Origin of the sequence: Candidatus Accumulibacter aalborgensis (genome assembly GCF_900089955.1) — a bacterium.
GTDB classification, from domain to species: Bacteria; Pseudomonadota; Gammaproteobacteria; order Burkholderiales; family Rhodocyclaceae; genus Accumulibacter; species Accumulibacter aalborgensis.
In genome coordinates this window covers 21,745-40,180 of record NZ_FLQX01000097.1, presented here as the reverse complement: position 1 = coordinate 40,180, position 18,436 = coordinate 21,745, and the positions used below count along the sequence as shown (strand labels likewise).

Genomic DNA, 18,436 nt, shown 5'->3' with positions numbered 1-18,436 from the left:
CCGGAAAGACTGCACTCGATTCTGTTGTGGGCTAGAATTGGCGCTTGCTTCGGCACTTCACGCCGCGCTCAGAGTGAGGAAGCACCATGAATATTCTCAATAACTGGAAAGCACTAGAGTTGCTCACGCGTGACGGCGCGACTCTGGTCTGTATCGAGGGGCGGGTGTACGGCAGTAATCCGCGCTTCCCCTCGTCTTCACACATCAGAACGTCACCGATCACCAGCTACAGTTTTCAGTCTGACGCGATGGTGGTGACAACCAAACACGGCTCCGAATACCTGTTGGGAAAACCTGATCCGTCAGAGACCTTCGCCCAGCAGCGTCTGCTCAGACGTCTGGCACGCGCCGGCCACGCAGCAGCGAGCGCTGCTTTCAACCCCATGGAAAGCCAGCTGACGGAACACGTCTCGCGCCCTGGTGACGAGGCAGCCAAGGCAAGCCAGCCGCACGCACTGACTGAACACTGACTCCGCTTATGCGGACGCGGACGGCGGCCCGCGCCTGTAGGCCGCCAGCAGCCCTTCCGCCGCCTGCTCGCAGAGGTCGAGAACGCGCTCGAAACCCGCGTCAGCGCCGTAGTAAGGATCGGGAACCTCGGCTATCCCTGCGCCATCGGCGTAATCGAGAAACAGTCCAAGCTTGAAGCGGCTTGCCTCCGGGCAGATGCGCTGCAGTCCGGACAGATTCTCCTCATCCATGGCCAGGATACGGTCGAAACGTTCGAAGTCTGCAGCGACGACCGACCTCGCGCGAAGTCGTGACAGGTCGTATCCCCGTGTTGCCGCTATCCGCCGCGCCCGTGCGTCCGGCGCCTCACCGGCGTGGTAATGGCCGTGCGTTCCCGCCGAGTCCAGCTCGAGCATCGTCGCCAGGCCTTCTCGTTGAGCCATGGCACGGGTAACCGCTTCAGCCATCGGCGAGCGACAGATGTTACCCATGCAGACAAAGAGAATTCGATATCGGGGTACCACGGCTGGCCTGTTCGTCAAAGACATATCCTAGCCCAAAACGGCGCCGTAGCGCTGATCGGTTCGGCAGAGAGCCGGTTTAAGTAGAAACATCAGCAGCAGAAAGGACGGACAGCTCTCGTGCACCGCTGCTCACTCGGCAGCCCCCGCACCACCGCCGGGAAAAAGTTCCTCGACAAAGCCAAAGCGGGTCAGATCCCGGATGCGCATCGGATACAGAATGCCGTCAAGGTGGTCACATTCGTGTTGCACGACGCGCGCGTGGAAGCCGTCGACCGAGCGGTCGATCGGCCGACCGAAGGCGTCGAAGCCGGAGTAGCGCAAGCGGCTGCAGCGCGCTACCCAGCCGCGCAGACCCGGCACCGACAGGCAGCCTTCCCAACCCTCTTCGATGTCCGACGAGAGCGGCTTGAGCAGTGGATTGATCAATACCGTCCACGGCACCTGCTCGGCATCCGGGTAGCGTGCGTTGCAGTCAACGCCAAAGATCACCACCCGCAGATCGACCCCGATCTGCGGCGCGGCCAAGCCCGCGCCGTCCAGGTGGCGCATCGTTTCTTCCATGTCGGCGATCAGCGAGTAAAGCTCCGGCGTGGCGAATTGCTCGACGGGTCTGGCCTTTTGCCACAGGCGCGGGTCGCCCATCCTGAGGACTGGTCTAATCATTGGCCGACAGCATCCTTTCGATGATCGCGCGCACCCGGTGCATCGAGGCATCGAGGACGCCGTGAATCGCTTCAAGGCTGATTCCCTGCCGACTGTCGCCTCGCCCGGCCGCGTAGTTGGCGACAACGTTGATCGCGGCATAGGCGATGGCCAGTTCACGCGCCAATACCGCCTCGGGCATGCCGGTCATGCCGACGACGGCGGCGCCATCGCGCTCCAACCGGTCGATCTCGGCCGCCGTTTCGAGCCGCGGCCCCTGTGTGGCTGCGTAGACTGCGGAGGCGCTGACGGCGGCGCCGGTGGCTTCTGCCGCGTCGATGAGACTCTGGCGCAGACAAGGATCGAAGGGTTCGCTGAAGTCGACGTGCCTGACCGGGCTGTCCGGCCATTCGTGGTAGGTCGATTCGCGACCCCAGGTATAGTCGATGATCTGGTGCGGGATGACCAGATCGCCAGGCTTCAAGCCCGAACGAATGCCGCCGACCGCGGCCACAGAAACGATACCGACCGGCGCACACTCAGCCAGAGCCCAGAGGTTGGCCCGGTAATTCACCTGATGCGGCGGGATGCCGTGTGGGTCGCCATGGCGCGCGAGAAAAACGACCGGTCGGCCGCCGATCCGGCCGAAAGTGAGCGCTGCGGACGGCTCGCCGTAGGGCGTGCTGACCCGCTTGCGTTGTGAAACCTCAAGGCTGGCGAACTCGGTCAGCCCGCTGCCACCGATGATGGCCAGCATGTCAATCCTCCCGCATGGCGTAGATCGCCGGTAAATTGCGCCAGGCGCCGCCAACGTCCATGCCGTAACCGAAAAGGAAACGATCGGGAACGGTCAACGCGACGAAATCGGCTTGAATCGGCTTCTCCCGGCCGTTCATCTTGTCGGTCAACACCACTGTGTAGCAGGCGTCGGCACCCAGTTGCAGCAAGCGATCACGAATCGCAGCCAGCGTCAGCCCCTCATCGAGGATATCGTCGACCACCAGCACCGTTCGCCCGCTGACCGACACCGACGGCTCGCTGCGCCAGCACAGTTCGCCGCCGCTGGTCGCCTGTCCGTAACGGCCGACATGCACATGGTCGAAGTCAAGCGGAAACGAGAGCTGCGTCATCAGGTGGCCGGCGAAAGGCACGCCGCCGTTCATCACGCACAGCAGTAGCGGATTGCTGTCGCGAAACCTTTCGTTGATCTCACGCGCGACGCGGCTGACCGCCGCAGAAACCGCGTCGGCCGAGTGAATCATCTCGGCTGAAGCGAGGATGGCCATCGCCTGCTGCGGATCGATCATGCACCCCCTCGCGACACCGGCTGTTCATGGACATGCGCGGCGTCGCTCCGCCCGACGGTGGTGCGCCGGCTCATGGCACCGCTCCCTCGCCGGTCGCGTTCAGCAAGGCCAGCAGCCGACCTTCGTCGATGATCTGCACGCCCAGCAACCGGGCTCGATCGAGCTTGCTGCCGGCGTCGGCACCGGCGACGACGAAATCGGTCTTCTTCGAAACCGACCCGCTGACCTTGCCACCCGCCGCTTCGACCATCTGTTTGGCTGCCTCGCGCGTCAGCGACGGCAGCGTTCCGGTCAACACGAAGACCTTGCCGGCCACAGCCCTGCCGATCACCGCCAGCGGCTCGCCTTCGCTCCACACCACCCCGGCGGCACGCAGTTGCTCGATGGCTTCCACATTGTGCGACTCGTTGCAGAACTGGCGAATGCTTTGCGCGACGATCGGGCCGACATCGGGAACCTGAATCAACTGCGCTTCATCGGCAGCCAGCAGGCGGTCGAGGCGGCCAAAATGGCGTGCCAGATCCCTGGCCGTCGCCTCACCGACGTTACGCATCCCGAGCGCGTAAATGAAGCGCGCCAGCGTCGTCTGCTTGCTTTTCTCGATGGCCGCGAGCAAATTGCTCGCCGACTTCTCGGCCATCCGTTCGAGGCCGGCAAGCGCCAGCAAGCCCAGCCGATAGAGGTCGGCCGGCGTGCGCACGATGGCGCTATCCACCAACTGGTCGACGAGCTTGTCGCCGAGCCCTTCAATATCCAGCGCCCGGCGCGAAGCGAAGTGCAGCAGCGCCTGCTTGCGTTGCGCCGGGCAGTAAAGGCCACCGCTGCAGCGCGCTACCGCTTCGTCACTGCTGCGCACGACGTTCGAGCCGCACACCGGACACGCTTTCGGCAAGATGAACTCGCGTGCCGACAGAGGACGCTTTTCAGGCAGGATGCGGACGATTTCCGGAATCACGTCGCCGGCACGACGAACGACGACCGTATCGCCGATGCGCACGTCCTTGCGCCGGATCTCGTCTTCGTTGTGCAGCGTGGCATTGGTCACCGTAACGCCGCCGACGAAAACGGGTGCCAGCCGCGCCACTGGCGTCAGGGCACCGGTGCGACCAACCTGGATCGAGATCTCGAGCAGCTCGGTCATCGCTTCCTCGGCCGGGAATTTGTGGGCAAGGGCAAAACGCGGAGCGCGCGAAACGAAACCGAGGCGCTCCTGGGCGGCGAGATCGTCCACCTTGTAGACCACGCCATCAATGTCATAGGCGAGCTGCGCGCGACGGTGGCTCATTTCCTCGTGGTAGCCGAGCAGACCGGCCAGGCCGGTCACCCGGCGGCGCTCGCCGGCAACCGGAAATCCCCAGCCGGCGAGCCGCTCAAGCCAGCCCGAGTGAGTGGCCGGCAGCCCTGCACCGGGCTCGAAGCCGACGCCGTAAGCAAAGAAGCGCAGCGGACGCCGCGCCGTGACGCGCGGATCGAGCTGGCGCAAACTGCCGGCGGCGGCATTGCGCGGGTTGACGAACTCCTTGTCTCCCTGCCCGCGCTGGCGCTCGTTAAGGCGCTCGAAGTCACGACGCCAGAGCAGTACCTCACCGCGAACTTCAAGCAGCGGCGGCCAGTCACTGCCCATGAGGCGCAAGGGAATGCTGCGCAGCGTGCGCAGATTGGCCGTAACGTCCTCGCCCGTAGTGCCGTCACCGCGCGTCGCGCCGCGAACCAGGACGCCCATTGCGTAGCTCAGGCTGACGGCCAGACCGTCGAACTTGGGTTCGGCCGCATAATCGACCTCTCCTTCGGCTGCCAGTCCCTCGCGTACGCGGCGATCGAAGGCCGCGACCTCCTGGTCGGAAAAAGCGTTGTTCAGCGACAACATCGGCAGGGCATGGGTTACCGATCCGAACTCCGGCAGCGGTGCCGCGCCCACTCTCTGCGTCGGCGAATCGCCGCTCAGCAGTTCGGGGTGTTCGGCTTCCAGGGCCTGCAACTCGCGGAACAGGTGATCGTAATCCGCATCCGGGATCAGCGGCGCATCGAGCACGTAGTACTGGTAACTGTGCTTCTCTATCTCGGTCCGCAAGGAGCGGACGCGCTCGCTGGTGTTCACTTCGCGGTCTTCTGCCGTGTTCAGGAGAACAGACGCTGGGCCAGAGGCCCGCCAGACGGCAACTGGCGATGGGCCATTGCCGTCTGGTATTGCACGACCTGCCGGCGGATCGGCTCGATGGCCCGCTCGGACAACGGGCGCCGGTTATCGTCGACCAGCGCGCCGTTCAAGGCATCGGCAAAACGCCTCGCCAAGTCGACCATCTGGGTCAACACTCGGTCGCCATTGGCCACGCGCGGCACGTCGAGCAGGAAAGTCATGCCATGCGTGCTCATCGTGCGCATCGACTCGGCCGAAAAGCCTTGGGTTTCCTGATTGATCAGCACGTACAGCACATTGCCGTCGTCATCGCAGCGGGCGAAGCGCCCGTCGGCGTCGATGACCATTCCCGCCGATTCGGCCAGGGCGCGCAGCTTGGTGCCAGGAAAGACCTGTCCCTGGCTGATCACGTTGACGCCGATCTGGATGTCAACACCGGCACAGAACTCATCAAGCTGAGCCGCTGCCTGCAAGGCCGGGTCACGCAACGGCAACTCGGCGACGCCCATCAATTCGGTCGCCAGGTCGTTGATCGCGACGTGGAAAACCGACAGATCACCGTCTCGGACGGGCCCTTTGCGGTCGACGAGCTGCAGCCCGACGCGGATGTGCTGGTAGGCGTTGTCACTGTCCTCGAGGATCGCTTCCCACTCGCGAGAAGTTTCGTTGTAGCCGATCCAGTTCAGTGGCTTCCCGACCCGCTCCAGAGCAACTCGCTGCAGGTCGTGGATACGGTAGGCCGCCGCCGGCTCCGACACCTCAATGGCGGCAATGTAGTCGATCAGCGGCGACAGCCGGTAGAGCGTCGCCGCTATCTCCCTGGCATCAGTCCTGCCGTCGGCCGGCCGCACGGACTCCGCCGGCGCAGAACGCCGCGGCGCGACCGCATCGGATGACGACAGAAAAGCCGGGGGGCTGGCAACGGCGCTCTCCTCGGTGCGCGCCAGGCGATCCGCGGCGGGCGCAGCGAACACCGGCTCCTGCCGCAGCAGGGGTTCCACTCGGTCGTCGCCTGAGCGGGCGGTTGCCGCTACGCGGGCGTCGCTGTCGGCACGCTCGTCCGCCGTCTCTTCCGACCTTGGCTCATCGAGCAGGACGTCTGTCTGGCGCCCGTTCAAGAGCTGCTCGGCCAGTTTGCGATGCTTGTGCTCCTGCCATTTGTTGTACGCCAGGACGCCAATAACGGCGGTGCCACCCAGGCCTATCAGACCCATTTGCAAGTCGGTCATCTCTATTCCTAAACGAGTTGCTCGCGCAAGCGCAGCGCTTCTTCCATATCGACTTCAACAATGCGCGAGACGCCGGATTCCTGCATGGTCACTCCGACGAGTTGTTGCGCCATCTCCATCGTGATCTTGTTGTGGCTGATGAACAGAAACTGCGTCTGGGTCGACATACGCCGTACCATGGCACAGAAACGCTCGGTATTGGTATCGTCAAGCGGTGCATCGACTTCGTCAAGCAGACAGAAAGGCGCCGGGTTGAGCTGAAACATCGAGAATACCAGCGCTATCGCCGTCAACGCCTTTTCGCCGCCGGAAAGCAGATGAATCGTCGAGTTTTTCTTGCCCGGCGGTTGCGCCATCACCTGCAAGCCGGCGTCGAGGATTTCGTCGCCGGTCATGATCAGCCTGGCCTCGCCACCGCCAAAGAGGGTCGGAAACAGCTCGCCAAAGCTGCGGTTGACCGAATCGTACGTGGTCTGCAGAAGATCCCTTGTTTCGCGGTCGATGCGTCGAATCGCATTCTCCAGCGTTTCCATCGCCTGGGTCAGATCTGCCGACTGCGCGTCGAGGTAGCCCTTGCGCTCGCGCGCCGCCTCGAGTTCGTCGAGGGCGGCCAGGTTGACCGCACCGAGGGCGTCGATCGACCGCTGCAGCGCGGTAATCGCACTCTGCAACGGGCCTGCTCTGGCGCCGACGAGGTCCGCCGCCAGAGCCTGCTCGTCGGCATTGGCGGCGCTCAGTTGGCTCGCGAACTGCTCGCAATTGAGGCTGGCTGCCTGTTCCTTCAGTTTGAGTTCGCCGATCCGGTCGCGCAGTGGGTCAAGGCTCTGCTCGACCCGTAGACGCTGCTCGTCCAATGCGCGCAGGCCATTCGCCGCCGCTTCCAGCACATCGCGAGCGTGCGCCAGCGCGTGTTCGCGAGCCACCCGATGGTCGAGCGCGGCCTGCAACTTCGGTTCGATATCATCGGCTTGCAGGGCTGTGGCGCTCTCCGTGCAGCGCGCCAGTTCGTCGGCGATGCGTTCGCCTTGCTGCGCCGCCAACGCGCGGCCGCTGCCCAGTTCCTGCAGCTTGCTGCGGCACTCGCGCTGCGCGAACTCGGCTTCGCGCAACTCCCTTTCAGCGCTGGCGACCCGCTCACGCTCGTCGCGCAGCGCGCGCTCGGTCTGTTCGAGCAGCGCCCGCGCACCGTTCATCACCGCCTGCAAGTCGCCGATCTGCTCGCGCAGCAGGTCGATCGCCTCGTCGACGATGAACAGGCGTTCGCTCTCACTTTCTTCTTCAGCCGCCATCTCGGCCAGGCTGTCGTCGATTTGCGCCTGGCGCTCGCGGAAGCGTTCGCGGACCTGCGCGAGCTTGAGCGTTTCGACCTGGATCGCGTGCGCCCGGTCCTGCAGCACGCCCAGTTGCTGGCGCGACTCCTGCAAGGTCTGCTGGGCGTCGCGCAGGTGCTGCTCGGTTTCAGCCAACCCTGTCTGCGCCAGTTCCACCGCCTCGTCGCGGCTGGCCATCAGCCCGGCCAGCGCGTCAATCTCGCGCTGTCGCTCGAGCAGTCCATGCCCGCCGCTGTCGGGAGCGAAGAGGGTCACGCTCTGCCGACTGACGATATCGCCACCAGGAGTCACACAACAGGCGCTCGCCGACAAGCCGGGGCGGCGTGCCAGAGCGGTCGCCAGATCGGGAGCGGTCAACACCTCAGCGAGCCAATCGGCGAGTATGGCGGCCAAATCGGCACGGTCGCAGCGCACGCGCGCCAGCAGCAGGTCGTCGACTGCGGTGCCCACCGCGCTACGCGGCGCGGCCGGCGTGCCTGCCACACCTGCTGCGGGCAGCAGCAAGGTCAGCCTGCTCCCCGGCCTATCCTTGCTCCACGCCGGGTCTGCCGCATCGGCCAGCAGCGCACCGAGTCGCTCGCGCAGAACGGCTTCGAGCGCATCCTCCCAACCCGCTTCGACATGCAGCGACTTCCAGAGCGGTTCGCCGTGCTGCAATCGATTCCGGCGCAGCCAGTCGTCGAGCTTGCCGTTGCTCTGCAGGCGTTGCTGGAGTTGTTCAAGGGCCATGCGGCGAGCATTGGCCTCGGCGCGCTCCCTCTGCGCATGCTGCACTTCGGCCAGCACCTCACGGCGGCGCTGTTCCAGGCGCGGCAACTCCTGCTGCGCTCCCTGCTGGCTGTCCAGCGCAACGCCGATGCGCTCGCGCAAAACGGCCAGATCCTCCTGTCTGTCGGTCAACTCGGTGTCATCGGGGAGCGGCATTGACTGGCGCTCGAGCAGCAGGCGCTCCCGCCGACTGGCGAGCGCCTGCAGCGACCGTTGCGCGTGGCCGCGATTCGCTTGTTCGACGTGCAGCCGCCGTTCGGCCTGTGCCATCTCGGCACGCCGGCGACTGAGCGCATCGAGCGCTGCGGCATGATTTTCCTCGCCCAGCGGCAAACGCTCCTGGCGCGCCTCCAGCCGTAATCGACCCTGCTCGAACCGTTCGTCGGCCAGCGCCAGCAGCCCCTGCCAGCGCTCGTCGTCGCTGGCCAGCTTCTCTGCCTGCGCTTGCCAGTGGGCACTATCGTCGGTCAACCGGGCCAGGCGCGTCTCGTACTCGCGCTGCGACTCACGCCGGTGGCGAATCTCGGCTTCCAGCCGCGCCACTTCGGCGTTGGCCGCGAACAGACCGCTCTGTGCCGCGTGCACGCCGTCGCTGCCGGCAAAATGCGCTTCACGTGCCTCTTCGATACGCGCCTCGAGATCACGGAGGGCCGCGTTCCGCGCTTCAAGATCGGTCACCGCCTGCTCGACCTCGCGCGCCAGTCGGTCGCGCTCGACCTGCGCCTCGTTGCGCCGCAGCAGCCAGAGCAAGTGTTGTCGGCGCGTCAGATCGTCGCTGTACTCGCGATACTGACGAGCGACGCTGGCCTGGCTTTCGAGACGTTCCATCTGTGCGCCGAGTTCAAGGCGGATGTCTTCGACGCGTGCCAGGTTGTCGCGCGTGTCGCGCAGCCGGTTCTCGGTTTCCTTGCGCCGCTCCTTGTACCGACTGACGCCGGCCGCCTCTTCGAGAAAGACGCGCAACTCGTCGGGCTTGGCCTCGATGATCCGCGAAATGGTACCCTGGCCGATGATCGCGTAAGCACGCGGACCGAGGCCGGTGCCGAGAAAAAGGTCGGTGACATCCTTGCGGCGAACGTGCAGGTTGTTGATGTAATACTCCGACTGGCCGCTACGCGTGAGCAGTCGCTTGACCGACAGTTCAGCATACTGCGACCACTGACCGCTGAGGCGACCGAGCGCGTTGTCGAAGACCAGTTCGACAGCGGCCCGCGACACCGGCTTGCGACTCGCCGAACCGTTGAAGATCACATCCTGCATCGATTCGCCGCGCAACTCCGAGGCCTTTGACTCGCCGAGCACCCAGCGCACGGCGTCCATCACGTTGGACTTGCCGCAACCATTGGGACCGACGACGCCGACGAGTTGACCGGGCAAGGCGACGGTCGTTGGATCAACGAAAGATTTGAAGCCGGCGAGTTTCAGTTTGGTCAGGCGCATGAACGAGAACTGGAGCGCGGCCCGCGCAAGCGCGCCAGAAGATGAATCGGTAAAGGCATTGCCTCGATCGGCGGCCACACGCCACGGCGAGCCGGGGGGCAGCAGGCGAACAATCCGACGAAGCGCAAAAAACGGCGTCTATGATAGCATTCTGCCTGCCCAATTCGTTTCCCACAGGAAAAGCACTCGCCACAACCATGAGCACAACGCCGGCCAAAAACCTTGAAACCTTCCCCAACCCGGCACCGCAGCGGGATTTTCAGATCCACATGGAGATCCCTGAATTCACCTGCTTGTGCCCGAAGACGGGCCAGCCGGACTTTGCGACGCTGTGGCTCGATTACATCGCCGAAAAGACCTGTATCGAGCTGAAAAGCCTGAAGCTCTACATCTGGTCTTTCCGCAACGTCGGCTGCTTTCACGAAGCGGTCACCAACCGGATTCTCGACGACCTGGTGAGCGCCACCAGACCCCGCTACATGAAGCTGACGGCCAGGTTCTACGTGCGCGGCGGAATCTTCACGACGGTGGTCGCCGAACATCGCAAGAAGGGCTGGACGCCGGCGCCGGCGGTCGCCATGGCTGACCTCGCCGACCGTGCCGGCCAATCGCCGACCAGGGGCTGATCGGATAATAGTCCTCTACACTGATTTCGGCATCGACGATCCCTATGTCGGCCAGATGAAGGCGGCGTTGCTGCGCCACGGAAGGCGTGGGCGTGATGTCCCGATCATCGACCTGCTGCATGCCGTGCCGAACTTCGATCCGCGGGCCGGCGCTCACCTGCTGGCGGCCCTGGCGACGAGTTTCGATCGCAGCACCGTTTTTCTCGCGGTGGTGGACCCGGGCGTGGGCAGCGATCTCGCTGCAGTGGTTCTGGAGGCCGACGGCAAATTCTACGTCGGGCCGGACAATGGCCTGCTGGGTGTGGTCGCGGCGCGTGCGCAGGTGTTGCGTACCTGGCGAATCACCTGGCAACCCGATGGACTGTCGGCATCGTTCCACGGGCGCGATTTGTTCGCCCCCATCGCCGCCCGCATCGCCGCGGGGAAATGGCCGGCGGGAGCAATCGAGGAATGCGACGGCCTGGAACATACCTTGTCGGCGGACGATCTGTCAGAGGTCATCTACCTCGACCATTATGGCAATGCCATGACCGGGATGCGGGCCAGCAACATTTCACGAGAGGTAGCACTCGTCGTGGGCGCGAGGCGCATTCCCCCGGCGCGCGTGTTCAGCGAGGTGCCGCCTGGTCAGACGTTCTGGTACGAGAACAGCGTGGGACTCGTCGAAATCGCCGTCAATCGCGGCAGCGCGGCGTCGGTCCTGCTCCTTGCCGTAGGCTCGCCGGTGGCGCTGGACGCCTGAAGCAGTCGCTGTATTGCAACTCCGCTGCCGATGCGTGATAATTGACCAAGCGCTTGCTTGCTTAATTGTCGATCAGCGATCCTCACGCCCAACCCGTATCAGGAGACCATCAGAATGCGCCAAAGCCCTTACCCACACTTGCTCGCCCCACTCGATCTCGGTTTTACGACGCTGAAGAATCGCGTTCTGATGGGTTCGATGCACACCGGCCTCGAAGAAGCGCCACAAGGCTTTGCCCGTCTCGCCACTTTCTACGCCGAACGTGCGCGTGGCGGCGTCGGGCTGATCGTCACTGGCGGCATCGCTCCCAACCAGGACGGCGTGGTGATGCCCGGTGCGGCGACACTAGAGAATGAAGCGCAGGCCGAGAAGCACCGGCAGGTCACCGAAGCCGTCCACCAGGCCGGCGGCAAGATCGCCCTGCAGATCCTGCACACCGGCCGTTACGCCTACCATCGCGGCGCGGTAGCGCCATCCGCGGTACAGGCGCCGATTTCGCCGATCCGCCCGCGCGAACTCAGCGAGGAAGACATTGAGCGCACGCTCGACGACTACGCGCGCTGCGCGCGCCTCGCCCAGTTCGCCGGCTATGACGGCGTCGAGGTGATGGGTTCGGAAGGTTATCTGATCAACGAGTTCGTCGCGCAGCAGACCAATTTCCGCGCCGACGGCTGGGGGGGCAGTTTCGAGAACCGCAGCCGCTTCGCAGTCGAGGCAGTTCGCCGGATACGTGCGGCAACCGGGCCCCACTTCATCATCATTTTCCGGCTGTCGATGCTCGATCTCGTTGACGGCGGCAGCACCTGGGATGAAATCGTCACCCTGGCCAAGGCCATCGAGGAGGCCGGGGCAACGATCATCAATACCGGCATCGGCTGGCATGAGGCACGCATCCCGACGATCGCCACGATGGTGCCGCGGGCAGCTTTCGTCTGGGTGACCAAGCGCCTGATGGGCCAGGTCGGCATCCCGCTGATCACCACCAACCGCATCAACGCGCCCGAAGTCGCCGAACAGGTGATCGCGTCCGGCTGCGCCGACATGGTCTCGATGGCACGCCCCTTCCTCGCCGACGCAGCTTTCGTCGCCAAGGCCGCCGCGGGAAGGGCCGACGAGATCAACACCTGCATCGCCTGTAATCAGGCCTGTCTCGACGAGATCTTCGCAGGCCGGCTGACCTACTGCCTGGTCAACCCGCGCGCCTGCCGCGAAACCGAACTGCTGATCGAGAAGGCCGCGGCACCGCGCAACATCGCCGTGGTTGGCGCCGGGCCGGCGGGAATGGCTTGCGCGCTGACCGCGGCTGAACGCGGGCATCAGGTGACGCTGTTCGACGCCGCGCCGGAAATCGGTGGCCAGTTCAACCTTGCCCGCCGGATTCCCGGCAAGGAAGAATTCAGCGAAACGCTGCGCTACTTCGCCCGCCGCCTGCAGCAGGAGGGTGTCTATCTCGAACTCGGCCGACGTTGTGAAGCGTCTGAACTGGCAGCAGCCGGTTTCGACCACGTCGTCCTGGCCACCGGTATCGTTCCCCGCCGACCGGAAATTGCGGGCATCGAGCACGAGAAGGTGATTTCGTACGCCGACCTGATTGAAGGCTACCGGGTCGCCGGCGAGCGTGTGGCGATCATTGGCGCCGGCGGCATCGGCTTCGACGTCGCCGAGTTCCTGACGCACGTAGACGACGCCGGAGATGACCAGGATGAGCTGGAGCGCTTTCAGGGCGAGTGGGGTATCGACCCGGAATACGCCAATCGCGGTGGCCTCAAGGCGCCAACCCGTGAGGTCTCACGACGCCAGGTCTGGCTGCTGCAGCGCAAGGCGGCCAAGGTCGGCGACGGACTGGCCAAGACCACCGGCTGGATTCGCCGCACGCTGCTCAAGAAGCGCGGTGTACAGATGCTCTCCGCGGTGACTTACGACCGTGTCGACGACGCCGGCCTGCACATCATCGTCGATGGCCAGCCGCAATGCCTGCCGGTCGATCACGTGATCATCTGTGCCGGGCAGGAACCTCGTCGCGAACTCGAAGACGGTTTGCGCGCCGCCAACGTGCCACTCTCCTTGATCGGCGGCGCCGACGTGGCCAACGAACTCGACGCCAAGCGAGCCATCGATCAGGGCACTCGCCTCGCGGCGACGCTCTGAGCGCCATGCCGGCCGGCCGCAAACGCCAGGGAGCGCCGATCGAGACCAGCCGCCGCGAAGACCTGCTGCGCGCGGCAGCACGCCTGTTCGTCGAGAAGGGCTTCGGCGCCACCACCACGCGCGACATTGCCGAAGCGGTCGGCATGCGCTCGGGCAGCCCTTTCTACCACTTCCGCAGCAAGCAGGATCTGCTCAAGGCGGCCATGATCGAAGGTCTCGAGACCGGCTACCGACGGCTGCAGGCGGCCATCGAGGGCATCGCCGACCCGGAGCAACGCTTGCGGGTCATGATCCGCACGCACCTCGGCAACCTGCTCGAGGGCGACTGCCAGGCACCGATGCTGCTCTTCGAAACGCGTTCGCTCGACACTGCCGGCAGGGCCGAGATCGCCGCCGTCGCCGACCGCTACCAGCGAGCGTGGCAGAGCACCCTAGACGAGTTGGCTATCAGCGGCAGGCTGCGCAGCTCGGCCAGACCGCTGCGACTGTTTCTTTTCGGCATGTTGAACTGGAGCAGTCAGTGGTACCGGCCCGACGGCGGACTGTCGCTCGACGAGATCGCCGACGCAGCGACCGAGTTGTTGCTGGCCTGAGAGGTCAGGGAGTCCCGCCAGCCACCGGCCGCACCGGGTCGCTGCACCATTCGCTCCACGAGCCGGCATAAAGGCGCGCACCAGGCAGTCCGGCGATCGCCATGGCCAGCAGATTGTGGCAGGCGGTCACGCCGGAGCCGCAAGACATGACCACCTGTTCGGGTTCGACCCCGGCGAGCAGAGCCAGGAAGTCGCGGCGCAGTTCAGCGGCCGGCCGGAAACGGCCATCGGCGTCGAGGTTGTCGCGAAAGAAACGGTTGCTCGCGCCGGGGATATGCCCACCGACGCGATCCAGCGTTTCGTTCTCGCCGCGAAAGCGGTCGGGGCTGCGAGCATCGAGCAGACGGAATTTCATGTCGTCAAGATGAGCGAGCACCGTTTCGGTGCTCACCACCTGGTCACGCAGCGCCACCTCAAGCGCCGCTGCCGCCGAGGTCGGCAAATCGGTGGTCAGCGCCCTGCCTTCGGCCAGCCAGCCAGCGAGGCCACCGTCGAGCACAGCGACGCGAGGGTGACCGAGCCAACGTAACAGCCACCACAGACGGCTGGCAAACATGCCGCCGGAATCGTCATAGGCGATCACCTGGGTGGCGCGGGAAACGCCCGCTGCGCCGAGTCTGGCCGCCAGTTGCATCGGATCGGGCAGGGGATGGCGCCCGTTGCGGCCAGTCATCGCGCCCGACAGGTCAGCATCGAGATGCAGGAAGAACGCTCCCGGCAGGTGCCCGTCGGCGTAGGCCCGCGCGCCGGCTCCCGGATCGGCCAGTTGATGGCGACAGTCAAACACGCGCCAGCCCGGATCGTGCAGATGGTCGGCAAGGACGGTGCTGCTGACCAGCGTCGAGTGACTCACGCCGGCGTCTCCCCTTCTTCGGCCAGCAGCCAGGAACGCGCCTCGACTTCGTCGTCGAAGATGCGCATTTCGGCACGCACGAACATCTGCGACAACCAGGCGCTCCAGGCCACCCACTGACTATGCGTGAGGACGGCGATGCGGCTGAAATCGTTGGCATGGGCACGCGCGAAGACGATGTCTTCCCAAGCCACGTCAAGAGTAAAATCGGCCATTTCACGCAGATCAAAGAACAGGTCGACCGGCCCTTCAAACTGGATCGCGTAATTGACGGCGGTCTCGAACTCCTGGTAATCGGCGAGCGTGAATTCCGCGTAAACGGTGACCTCGACACGCTTGGGCTGTTTTTCGATGACAATCATGGCAGACTCCTCATTTCGTGGCCCAAGTTTAGCACCAGTCCGGCGTGTTTTTCATTTGACCGGAAGGCCCTTAATGGGCTATTTTCAACAGTTTGATTTGGGCCGTTCCCATGCCACGAGCGAACTCCGCGAAATCTGTCGACCCCGACGCGTCCGGGAAGGAAGGTTCTTCCCTCGGTGCACTGAAGTTCGAGGCGGCACTGGCCGAACTTGAAAAGATCGTCCAGAGCATGGAAGAGGGTCACCTGCCGCTCGAGGAATCATTGGCCGCCTATCGGCGTGGCAGCGAGCTGCTCAAGCATTGCCAACACCAGCTCAGCGACGCCGAACGTCAGATTCAGGTCCTCGACAATGGCGCGCTGCGCGATTTTGAACCCAACGGCGGACCGGCAAGATGAGCACGCCCACTGTTTTTCCCAGCACCGCCAGGAATCAGCCCTTCCCGGAATGGATGCGCAGCGTCCAGGCGCGAGTGCAAGCGACGCTGGCGCGCTGTTTGCCACCTGCGGAGTCCATTCCGGGCCGTCTGCACCAGGCGATGCGCTACACCACCCTGAACGGCGGCAAGCGGGTACGTCCGCTGCTCGCCTTTGCTGCCGGCGAGTTGACCGCAGCGCCTGCCGAACGCCTGGAAATCGTCGCCAGCGTGGTCGAACTGATCCATAGCTATTCACTGGTTCATGACGACCTGCCGTGCATGGATGACGACGTCTTGCGACGCGGTCGGCCCACCTGCCATGTCGAGTACGATGAAGCCACCGCCTTGCTGGTTGGCGATAGCCTGCAGTCGCTGGCTTTCGAACTCCTGGCCAGGGAGGACTTCGGCGCCAGCAGCCGGCAACTGGAGATGGTGCGCCTGCTGGCCCGAGCGAGCGGCTCCTGCGGAATGGCCGGCGGCCAGTCGATCGACCTCGAGTCGGTTGGCAGGAACCTGAACCAACCCGAACTTGAACTGATGCACGCGCTCAAGACGGGTGCCCTGATCCGTGCTGCCGTCTTGCTCGGTGCGTTGTGCGGCAGTGCACTGAGCGTTCCCGAACGTGAGTCGCTCGACCGATTTGCCAAGCGCGCCGGCCTGCTGTTTCAGGTAGTCGACGACATTCTCGACTGCACAGCGAGCACGGCAACGCTGGGCAAGACCGCGGGCAAGGATGCCGCAGCAGAAAAGCCGACCTACGTCAGCCTGTTGGGGATCGAAAGAGCGCGCGAACTGGCCGCCGACCTGAGAACCCAGGCCCTAGCCTCACTGGCCATCTTCACCGAACGTGGCCAGCGACTGGTCGACCTGACCGATTTCATCACGCAGCGCAAGTTCTGATCCCCACTTCCGGTCACCGCGGCTGGCCCCTACCGAGTATTTCTGCAGGACCCAAGAAGACCCATGACCCGCTATCCTCTGCTCGACACCATCAGCGATCCGGCACAAGTACGCAAGCTCGACCGCCGCCAACTGCCACAACTTGCCGATGAGTTGCGCGCCTTTCTGGTCGAATCGGTGTCCAGGACTGGCGGCCACCTGTCGTCGAACCTGGGTACGGTGGAACTCACCGTCGCCCTGCATCACGTCTTCGACACCCCGCACGACCGCTTGGTGTGGGACGTGGGCCATCAGACCTATGCCCACAAGGTGCTCACCGGCCGTCGTACCGGCATGGCCAAGCTCAGGATGCACGGCGGCGTCTCGGGTTTTCCGAAGCGTAGCGAGAGCTGCTATGACACCTTCGGCGTCGGACATTCGTCAACCTCGATCTCGGCCGCCCTGGGCATGGCCATCGCCGCCAAGATCAAGGGCGAAACACGCAAGGTGGTGGCGATCATCGGCGACGGTGCGATGTCTGCCGGCCAGGCCTTCGAGGCACTCAACAACGCCGGCGTCGCGGATGCCGACATGCTCGTCGTGCTCAACGATAATGACATGTCGATCTCACCGCCAGTGGGCGCCCTCAACCGCTATCTGGCACGCCTCTTTTCGGGCAGCACTTTCAACGCCGCGCGCAAGGCCGGAGAGAAGATCCTCGACTTCTCGCCCTCGCTGCGTGAGTTCGCCAAGCGCGCCGAGGAACACGTCAAGGGGATGCTGACTCCGGGAACCCTGTTCGAGGAACTGGGTTTGAACTACATCGGCCCGATCGACGGCCACGACCTGGAATCGCTGGTGCCGACCCTGCAGAACCTCAAGCACCTCAAGGGTCCGCAGTTCCTGCACGTGATCACCAAGAAGGGGCAGGGCTACAAGCTGGCGGAGGCCGATCCGATTCTTTACCACGGGGTCTCGAAGTTCAAGCCCGAAGTAGGCATCGCCGGTGGGCCGAGTGGGGCCAAGCCAAGCTACACGCAGATTTTCGGCGACTGGCTGTGCGACATGGCGGCGGCCGACCCCAGACTGGTCGGCATTACCCCGGCGATGCGTGAAGGTTCCGGCCTGCTGCGCTTCAGCGAACGCTACCCGCAGCGGTATTACGATGTCGGTATCGCCGAGCAGCATGCCGTCACCTTTGCCGCCGGGCTGGCGTGCGAAGGCCTGCGGCCGGTGCTGGCGATCTACTCGACCTTCCTGCAGCGCGGCTACGATCAACTGGTCCACGACGTTGCGCTGCAGAACCTGCCGGTCGTCTTCGCGCTCGACCGCGGCGGGCTGGTCGGTGCCGACGGTCCGACGCATCACGGCGCGTTCGACCTGACCTTCCTGACCTGCATTCCTAACATGGTGATCATGACGCCGAGCGACGAGGACGAGTGCCGCAAGATGCTGACCACAGCCTACCGCCGCGACGGCCCCAGCGCCGTTCGCTACCCACGCGGCAACGGCCCGGGGGTAGCCATTGACAAGGATCTGGTGGGTCTAGCGCTTGGCAAGGGTGAAATCCGCCGCCGCGGGCGTGGGGTGGCGCTGCTGGCCTTTGGCAGCATGCTGACGCCGGCCCTGACCGCGGCCGAAGAGATCGACGCCACGGTGGCCAACATGCGCTTCGTCAAACCGATCGACCGCGATCTGATCATTGCCCTGGCAGCGGAACATTCCCTGCTGGTGAGCGTCGAAGAGAGTGCCGTGATCGGTGGCGCCGGTTCAGAGGTAGAACGCGTACTCGCCGAGATCGCCAGCCCAGCCAGGCTCTTGCGCCTGGGAATTCCCGACCATTTCATCGAGCATGGCGATCAAACCCTGCTGCTGGCGTCAATCGGCCTCGACCCGGACGGCATCATCGCTGCCATCCGGGCACGACCGAACCTTGCCGCGGACGCAGAACAGCAGATGGATCCGTCCTCAGAATAACCACCAGGAG

At 64.5% G+C, this 18,436-nt stretch carries 17 protein-coding genes; 8 read left to right on the top strand and 9 right to left on the bottom strand.

Annotated elements, in window-relative coordinates:
• The first annotated feature begins 86 nt into the window (after window positions 1-86).
• Window positions 87-470 carry a hypothetical protein gene (locus tag ACCAA_RS07560; RefSeq protein WP_186406626.1) on the top strand — a complete coding sequence of 128 codons (384 nt, stop codon included), beginning with the start codon at window positions 87-89 and terminating at the stop codon, window positions 468-470.
• Between the two features lie 6 nt (window positions 471-476).
• On the opposite strand, the gene ACCAA_RS07555 is transcribed toward ACCAA_RS07560, so the two are convergent.
• From ACCAA_RS07555 to smc, 7 genes are all read right to left on the bottom strand, one after another.
• Entirely contained in the window at window positions 477-998 is a 522-nt protein-coding gene (locus ACCAA_RS07555) for a low molecular weight protein-tyrosine-phosphatase (protein WP_186406625.1), read from the bottom strand.
• 105 nt (window positions 999-1,103) lie between these two features.
• Window positions 1,104-1,637, bottom strand: coding sequence for a peptide deformylase (gene def, locus ACCAA_RS07550; RefSeq protein WP_186406624.1), 534 nt, complete (start codon window positions 1,635-1,637; stop codon window positions 1,104-1,106).
• Window positions 1,630-2,373, bottom strand: a complete 744-nt coding sequence (locus tag ACCAA_RS07545) for an S-methyl-5'-thioinosine phosphorylase (RefSeq protein ID WP_186406623.1) — start codon at window positions 2,371-2,373, stop codon at window positions 1,630-1,632. Before ACCAA_RS07545 ends, def begins: the two co-directional genes overlap by 8 nt.
• Before the next feature lies 1 nt (window position 2,374).
• Window positions 2,375-2,923, bottom strand: coding sequence for a hypoxanthine-guanine phosphoribosyltransferase (locus tag ACCAA_RS07540; protein ID WP_186406622.1), 549 nt, complete (start codon window positions 2,921-2,923; stop codon window positions 2,375-2,377).
• A 70-nt stretch (window positions 2,924-2,993) separates the two neighbouring features.
• On the bottom strand, window positions 2,994-5,021 hold the full coding sequence (ligA, locus tag ACCAA_RS07535; protein WP_186406621.1) for an NAD-dependent DNA ligase LigA: 2,028 nt from the start codon (window positions 5,019-5,021) through the stop codon (window positions 2,994-2,996).
• 20 nt (window positions 5,022-5,041) lie between these two features.
• Window positions 5,042-6,289, bottom strand: a complete 1,248-nt coding sequence (locus ACCAA_RS07530; protein WP_186406620.1) for a cell division protein ZipA C-terminal FtsZ-binding domain-containing protein — start codon at window positions 6,287-6,289, stop codon at window positions 5,042-5,044.
• A gap of 8 nt (window positions 6,290-6,297) precedes the next feature.
• Window positions 6,298-9,828 (bottom strand): chromosome segregation protein SMC, encoded by a 3,531-nt coding sequence (gene smc / locus ACCAA_RS07525; RefSeq protein WP_186406619.1) that lies wholly within the window; start codon window positions 9,826-9,828, stop codon window positions 6,298-6,300.
• Between the two features lie 197 nt (window positions 9,829-10,025).
• Here smc and queF point away from each other — a divergent pair, with 197 nt between their 5' ends.
• The 4 genes from queF (at window position 10,026) to ACCAA_RS07505 (ending at window position 13,937) form a co-directional block, all read left to right on the top strand.
• Window positions 10,026-10,454 carry a preQ(1) synthase gene (gene queF, locus ACCAA_RS07520; protein ID WP_186406618.1) on the top strand — a complete coding sequence of 143 codons (429 nt, stop codon included), beginning with the start codon at window positions 10,026-10,028 and terminating at the stop codon, window positions 10,452-10,454.
• Between the two features lie 4 nt (window positions 10,455-10,458).
• The gene (locus ACCAA_RS07515; protein WP_186406650.1) at window positions 10,459-11,196 is read left to right on the top strand and encodes an SAM hydrolase/SAM-dependent halogenase family protein; all 738 of its coding nucleotides are present in this window, start codon (window positions 10,459-10,461) and stop codon (window positions 11,194-11,196) included.
• A gap of 114 nt (window positions 11,197-11,310) precedes the next feature.
• Window positions 11,311-13,344: an FAD-dependent oxidoreductase gene (locus ACCAA_RS07510; protein WP_186406617.1), complete on the top strand. Its 2,034-nt coding sequence runs from the start codon at window positions 11,311-11,313 to the stop codon at window positions 13,342-13,344.
• Window positions 13,345-13,349: 5 nt separating this feature from the next.
• Complete coding sequence (locus ACCAA_RS07505) at window positions 13,350-13,937, top strand: TetR/AcrR family transcriptional regulator (RefSeq protein ID WP_186406616.1); 588 nt, start codon at window positions 13,350-13,352, stop codon at window positions 13,935-13,937.
• Between the two features lie 4 nt (window positions 13,938-13,941).
• On the opposite strand, the gene ACCAA_RS07500 is transcribed toward ACCAA_RS07505, so the two are convergent.
• Window positions 13,942-14,790: a sulfurtransferase gene (locus tag ACCAA_RS07500; RefSeq protein ID WP_186406615.1), complete on the bottom strand. Its 849-nt coding sequence runs from the start codon at window positions 14,788-14,790 to the stop codon at window positions 13,942-13,944.
• Window positions 14,787-15,152, bottom strand: coding sequence for a SpoIIAA family protein (locus tag ACCAA_RS07495; RefSeq protein ID WP_186406614.1), 366 nt, complete (start codon window positions 15,150-15,152; stop codon window positions 14,787-14,789). The genes ACCAA_RS07500 and ACCAA_RS07495 overlap by 4 nt, the downstream gene beginning before the upstream one ends.
• 110 nt (window positions 15,153-15,262) lie before the next feature.
• On the opposite strand from ACCAA_RS07495, the gene ACCAA_RS07490 reads away from it, so the two are divergent.
• The 3 genes from ACCAA_RS07490 to dxs all read left to right on the top strand — a co-directional run bounded on the left by ACCAA_RS07490 (window position 15,263) and on the right by dxs (window position 18,426).
• Complete coding sequence (locus ACCAA_RS07490) at window positions 15,263-15,550, top strand: exodeoxyribonuclease VII small subunit (RefSeq protein ID WP_186406613.1); 288 nt, start codon at window positions 15,263-15,265, stop codon at window positions 15,548-15,550.
• The gene (locus ACCAA_RS07485) at window positions 15,547-16,470 is read left to right on the top strand and encodes a polyprenyl synthetase family protein (RefSeq protein WP_186406612.1); all 924 of its coding nucleotides are present in this window, start codon (window positions 15,547-15,549) and stop codon (window positions 16,468-16,470) included. The genes ACCAA_RS07490 and ACCAA_RS07485 overlap by 4 nt, the downstream gene beginning before the upstream one ends.
• Window positions 16,471-16,533: 63 nt before the next feature.
• Window positions 16,534-18,426, top strand: coding sequence for a 1-deoxy-D-xylulose-5-phosphate synthase (dxs, locus tag ACCAA_RS07480; protein WP_186406611.1), 1,893 nt, complete (start codon window positions 16,534-16,536; stop codon window positions 18,424-18,426).
• The last annotated feature ends 10 nt before the right edge of the window (window positions 18,427-18,436 follow it).

Excerpts from the sequence above, each read along its gene's own strand:
- dxs (WP_186406611.1), top strand. The coding sequence starts at position 16,534 with ATGACCCGCTATCCTCTGCTCGACACCATCAGCGATCCGGCACAAGTA.
- ACCAA_RS07530 (WP_186406620.1), bottom strand. The coding sequence starts at position 6,289 with ATGACCGACTTGCAAATGGGTCTGATAGGCCTGGGTGGCACCGCCGTT.
- ACCAA_RS07490 (WP_186406613.1), top strand. The coding sequence starts at position 15,263 with ATGCCACGAGCGAACTCCGCGAAATCTGTCGACCCCGACGCGTCCGGG.
- ACCAA_RS07510 (WP_186406617.1), top strand. The coding sequence starts at position 11,311 with ATGCGCCAAAGCCCTTACCCACACTTGCTCGCCCCACTCGATCTCGGT.
- ACCAA_RS07505 (WP_186406616.1), top strand. The coding sequence starts at position 13,350 with ATGCCGGCCGGCCGCAAACGCCAGGGAGCGCCGATCGAGACCAGCCGC.
- ACCAA_RS07495 (WP_186406614.1), bottom strand. The coding sequence starts at position 15,152 with ATGATTGTCATCGAAAAACAGCCCAAGCGTGTCGAGGTCACCGTTTAC.
- ACCAA_RS07560 (WP_186406626.1), top strand. The coding sequence starts at position 87 with ATGAATATTCTCAATAACTGGAAAGCACTAGAGTTGCTCACGCGTGAC.
- ACCAA_RS07485 (WP_186406612.1), top strand. The coding sequence starts at position 15,547 with ATGAGCACGCCCACTGTTTTTCCCAGCACCGCCAGGAATCAGCCCTTC.
- ACCAA_RS07540 (WP_186406622.1), bottom strand. The coding sequence starts at position 2,923 with ATGATCGATCCGCAGCAGGCGATGGCCATCCTCGCTTCAGCCGAGATG.
- queF (WP_186406618.1), top strand. The coding sequence starts at position 10,026 with ATGAGCACAACGCCGGCCAAAAACCTTGAAACCTTCCCCAACCCGGCA.
- def (WP_186406624.1), bottom strand. The coding sequence starts at position 1,637 with ATGATTAGACCAGTCCTCAGGATGGGCGACCCGCGCCTGTGGCAAAAG.
- ACCAA_RS07555 (WP_186406625.1), bottom strand. The coding sequence starts at position 998 with ATGTCTTTGACGAACAGGCCAGCCGTGGTACCCCGATATCGAATTCTC.
- ACCAA_RS07545 (WP_186406623.1), bottom strand. The coding sequence starts at position 2,373 with ATGCTGGCCATCATCGGTGGCAGCGGGCTGACCGAGTTCGCCAGCCTT.
- smc (WP_186406619.1), bottom strand. The coding sequence starts at position 9,828 with ATGCGCCTGACCAAACTGAAACTCGCCGGCTTCAAATCTTTCGTTGAT.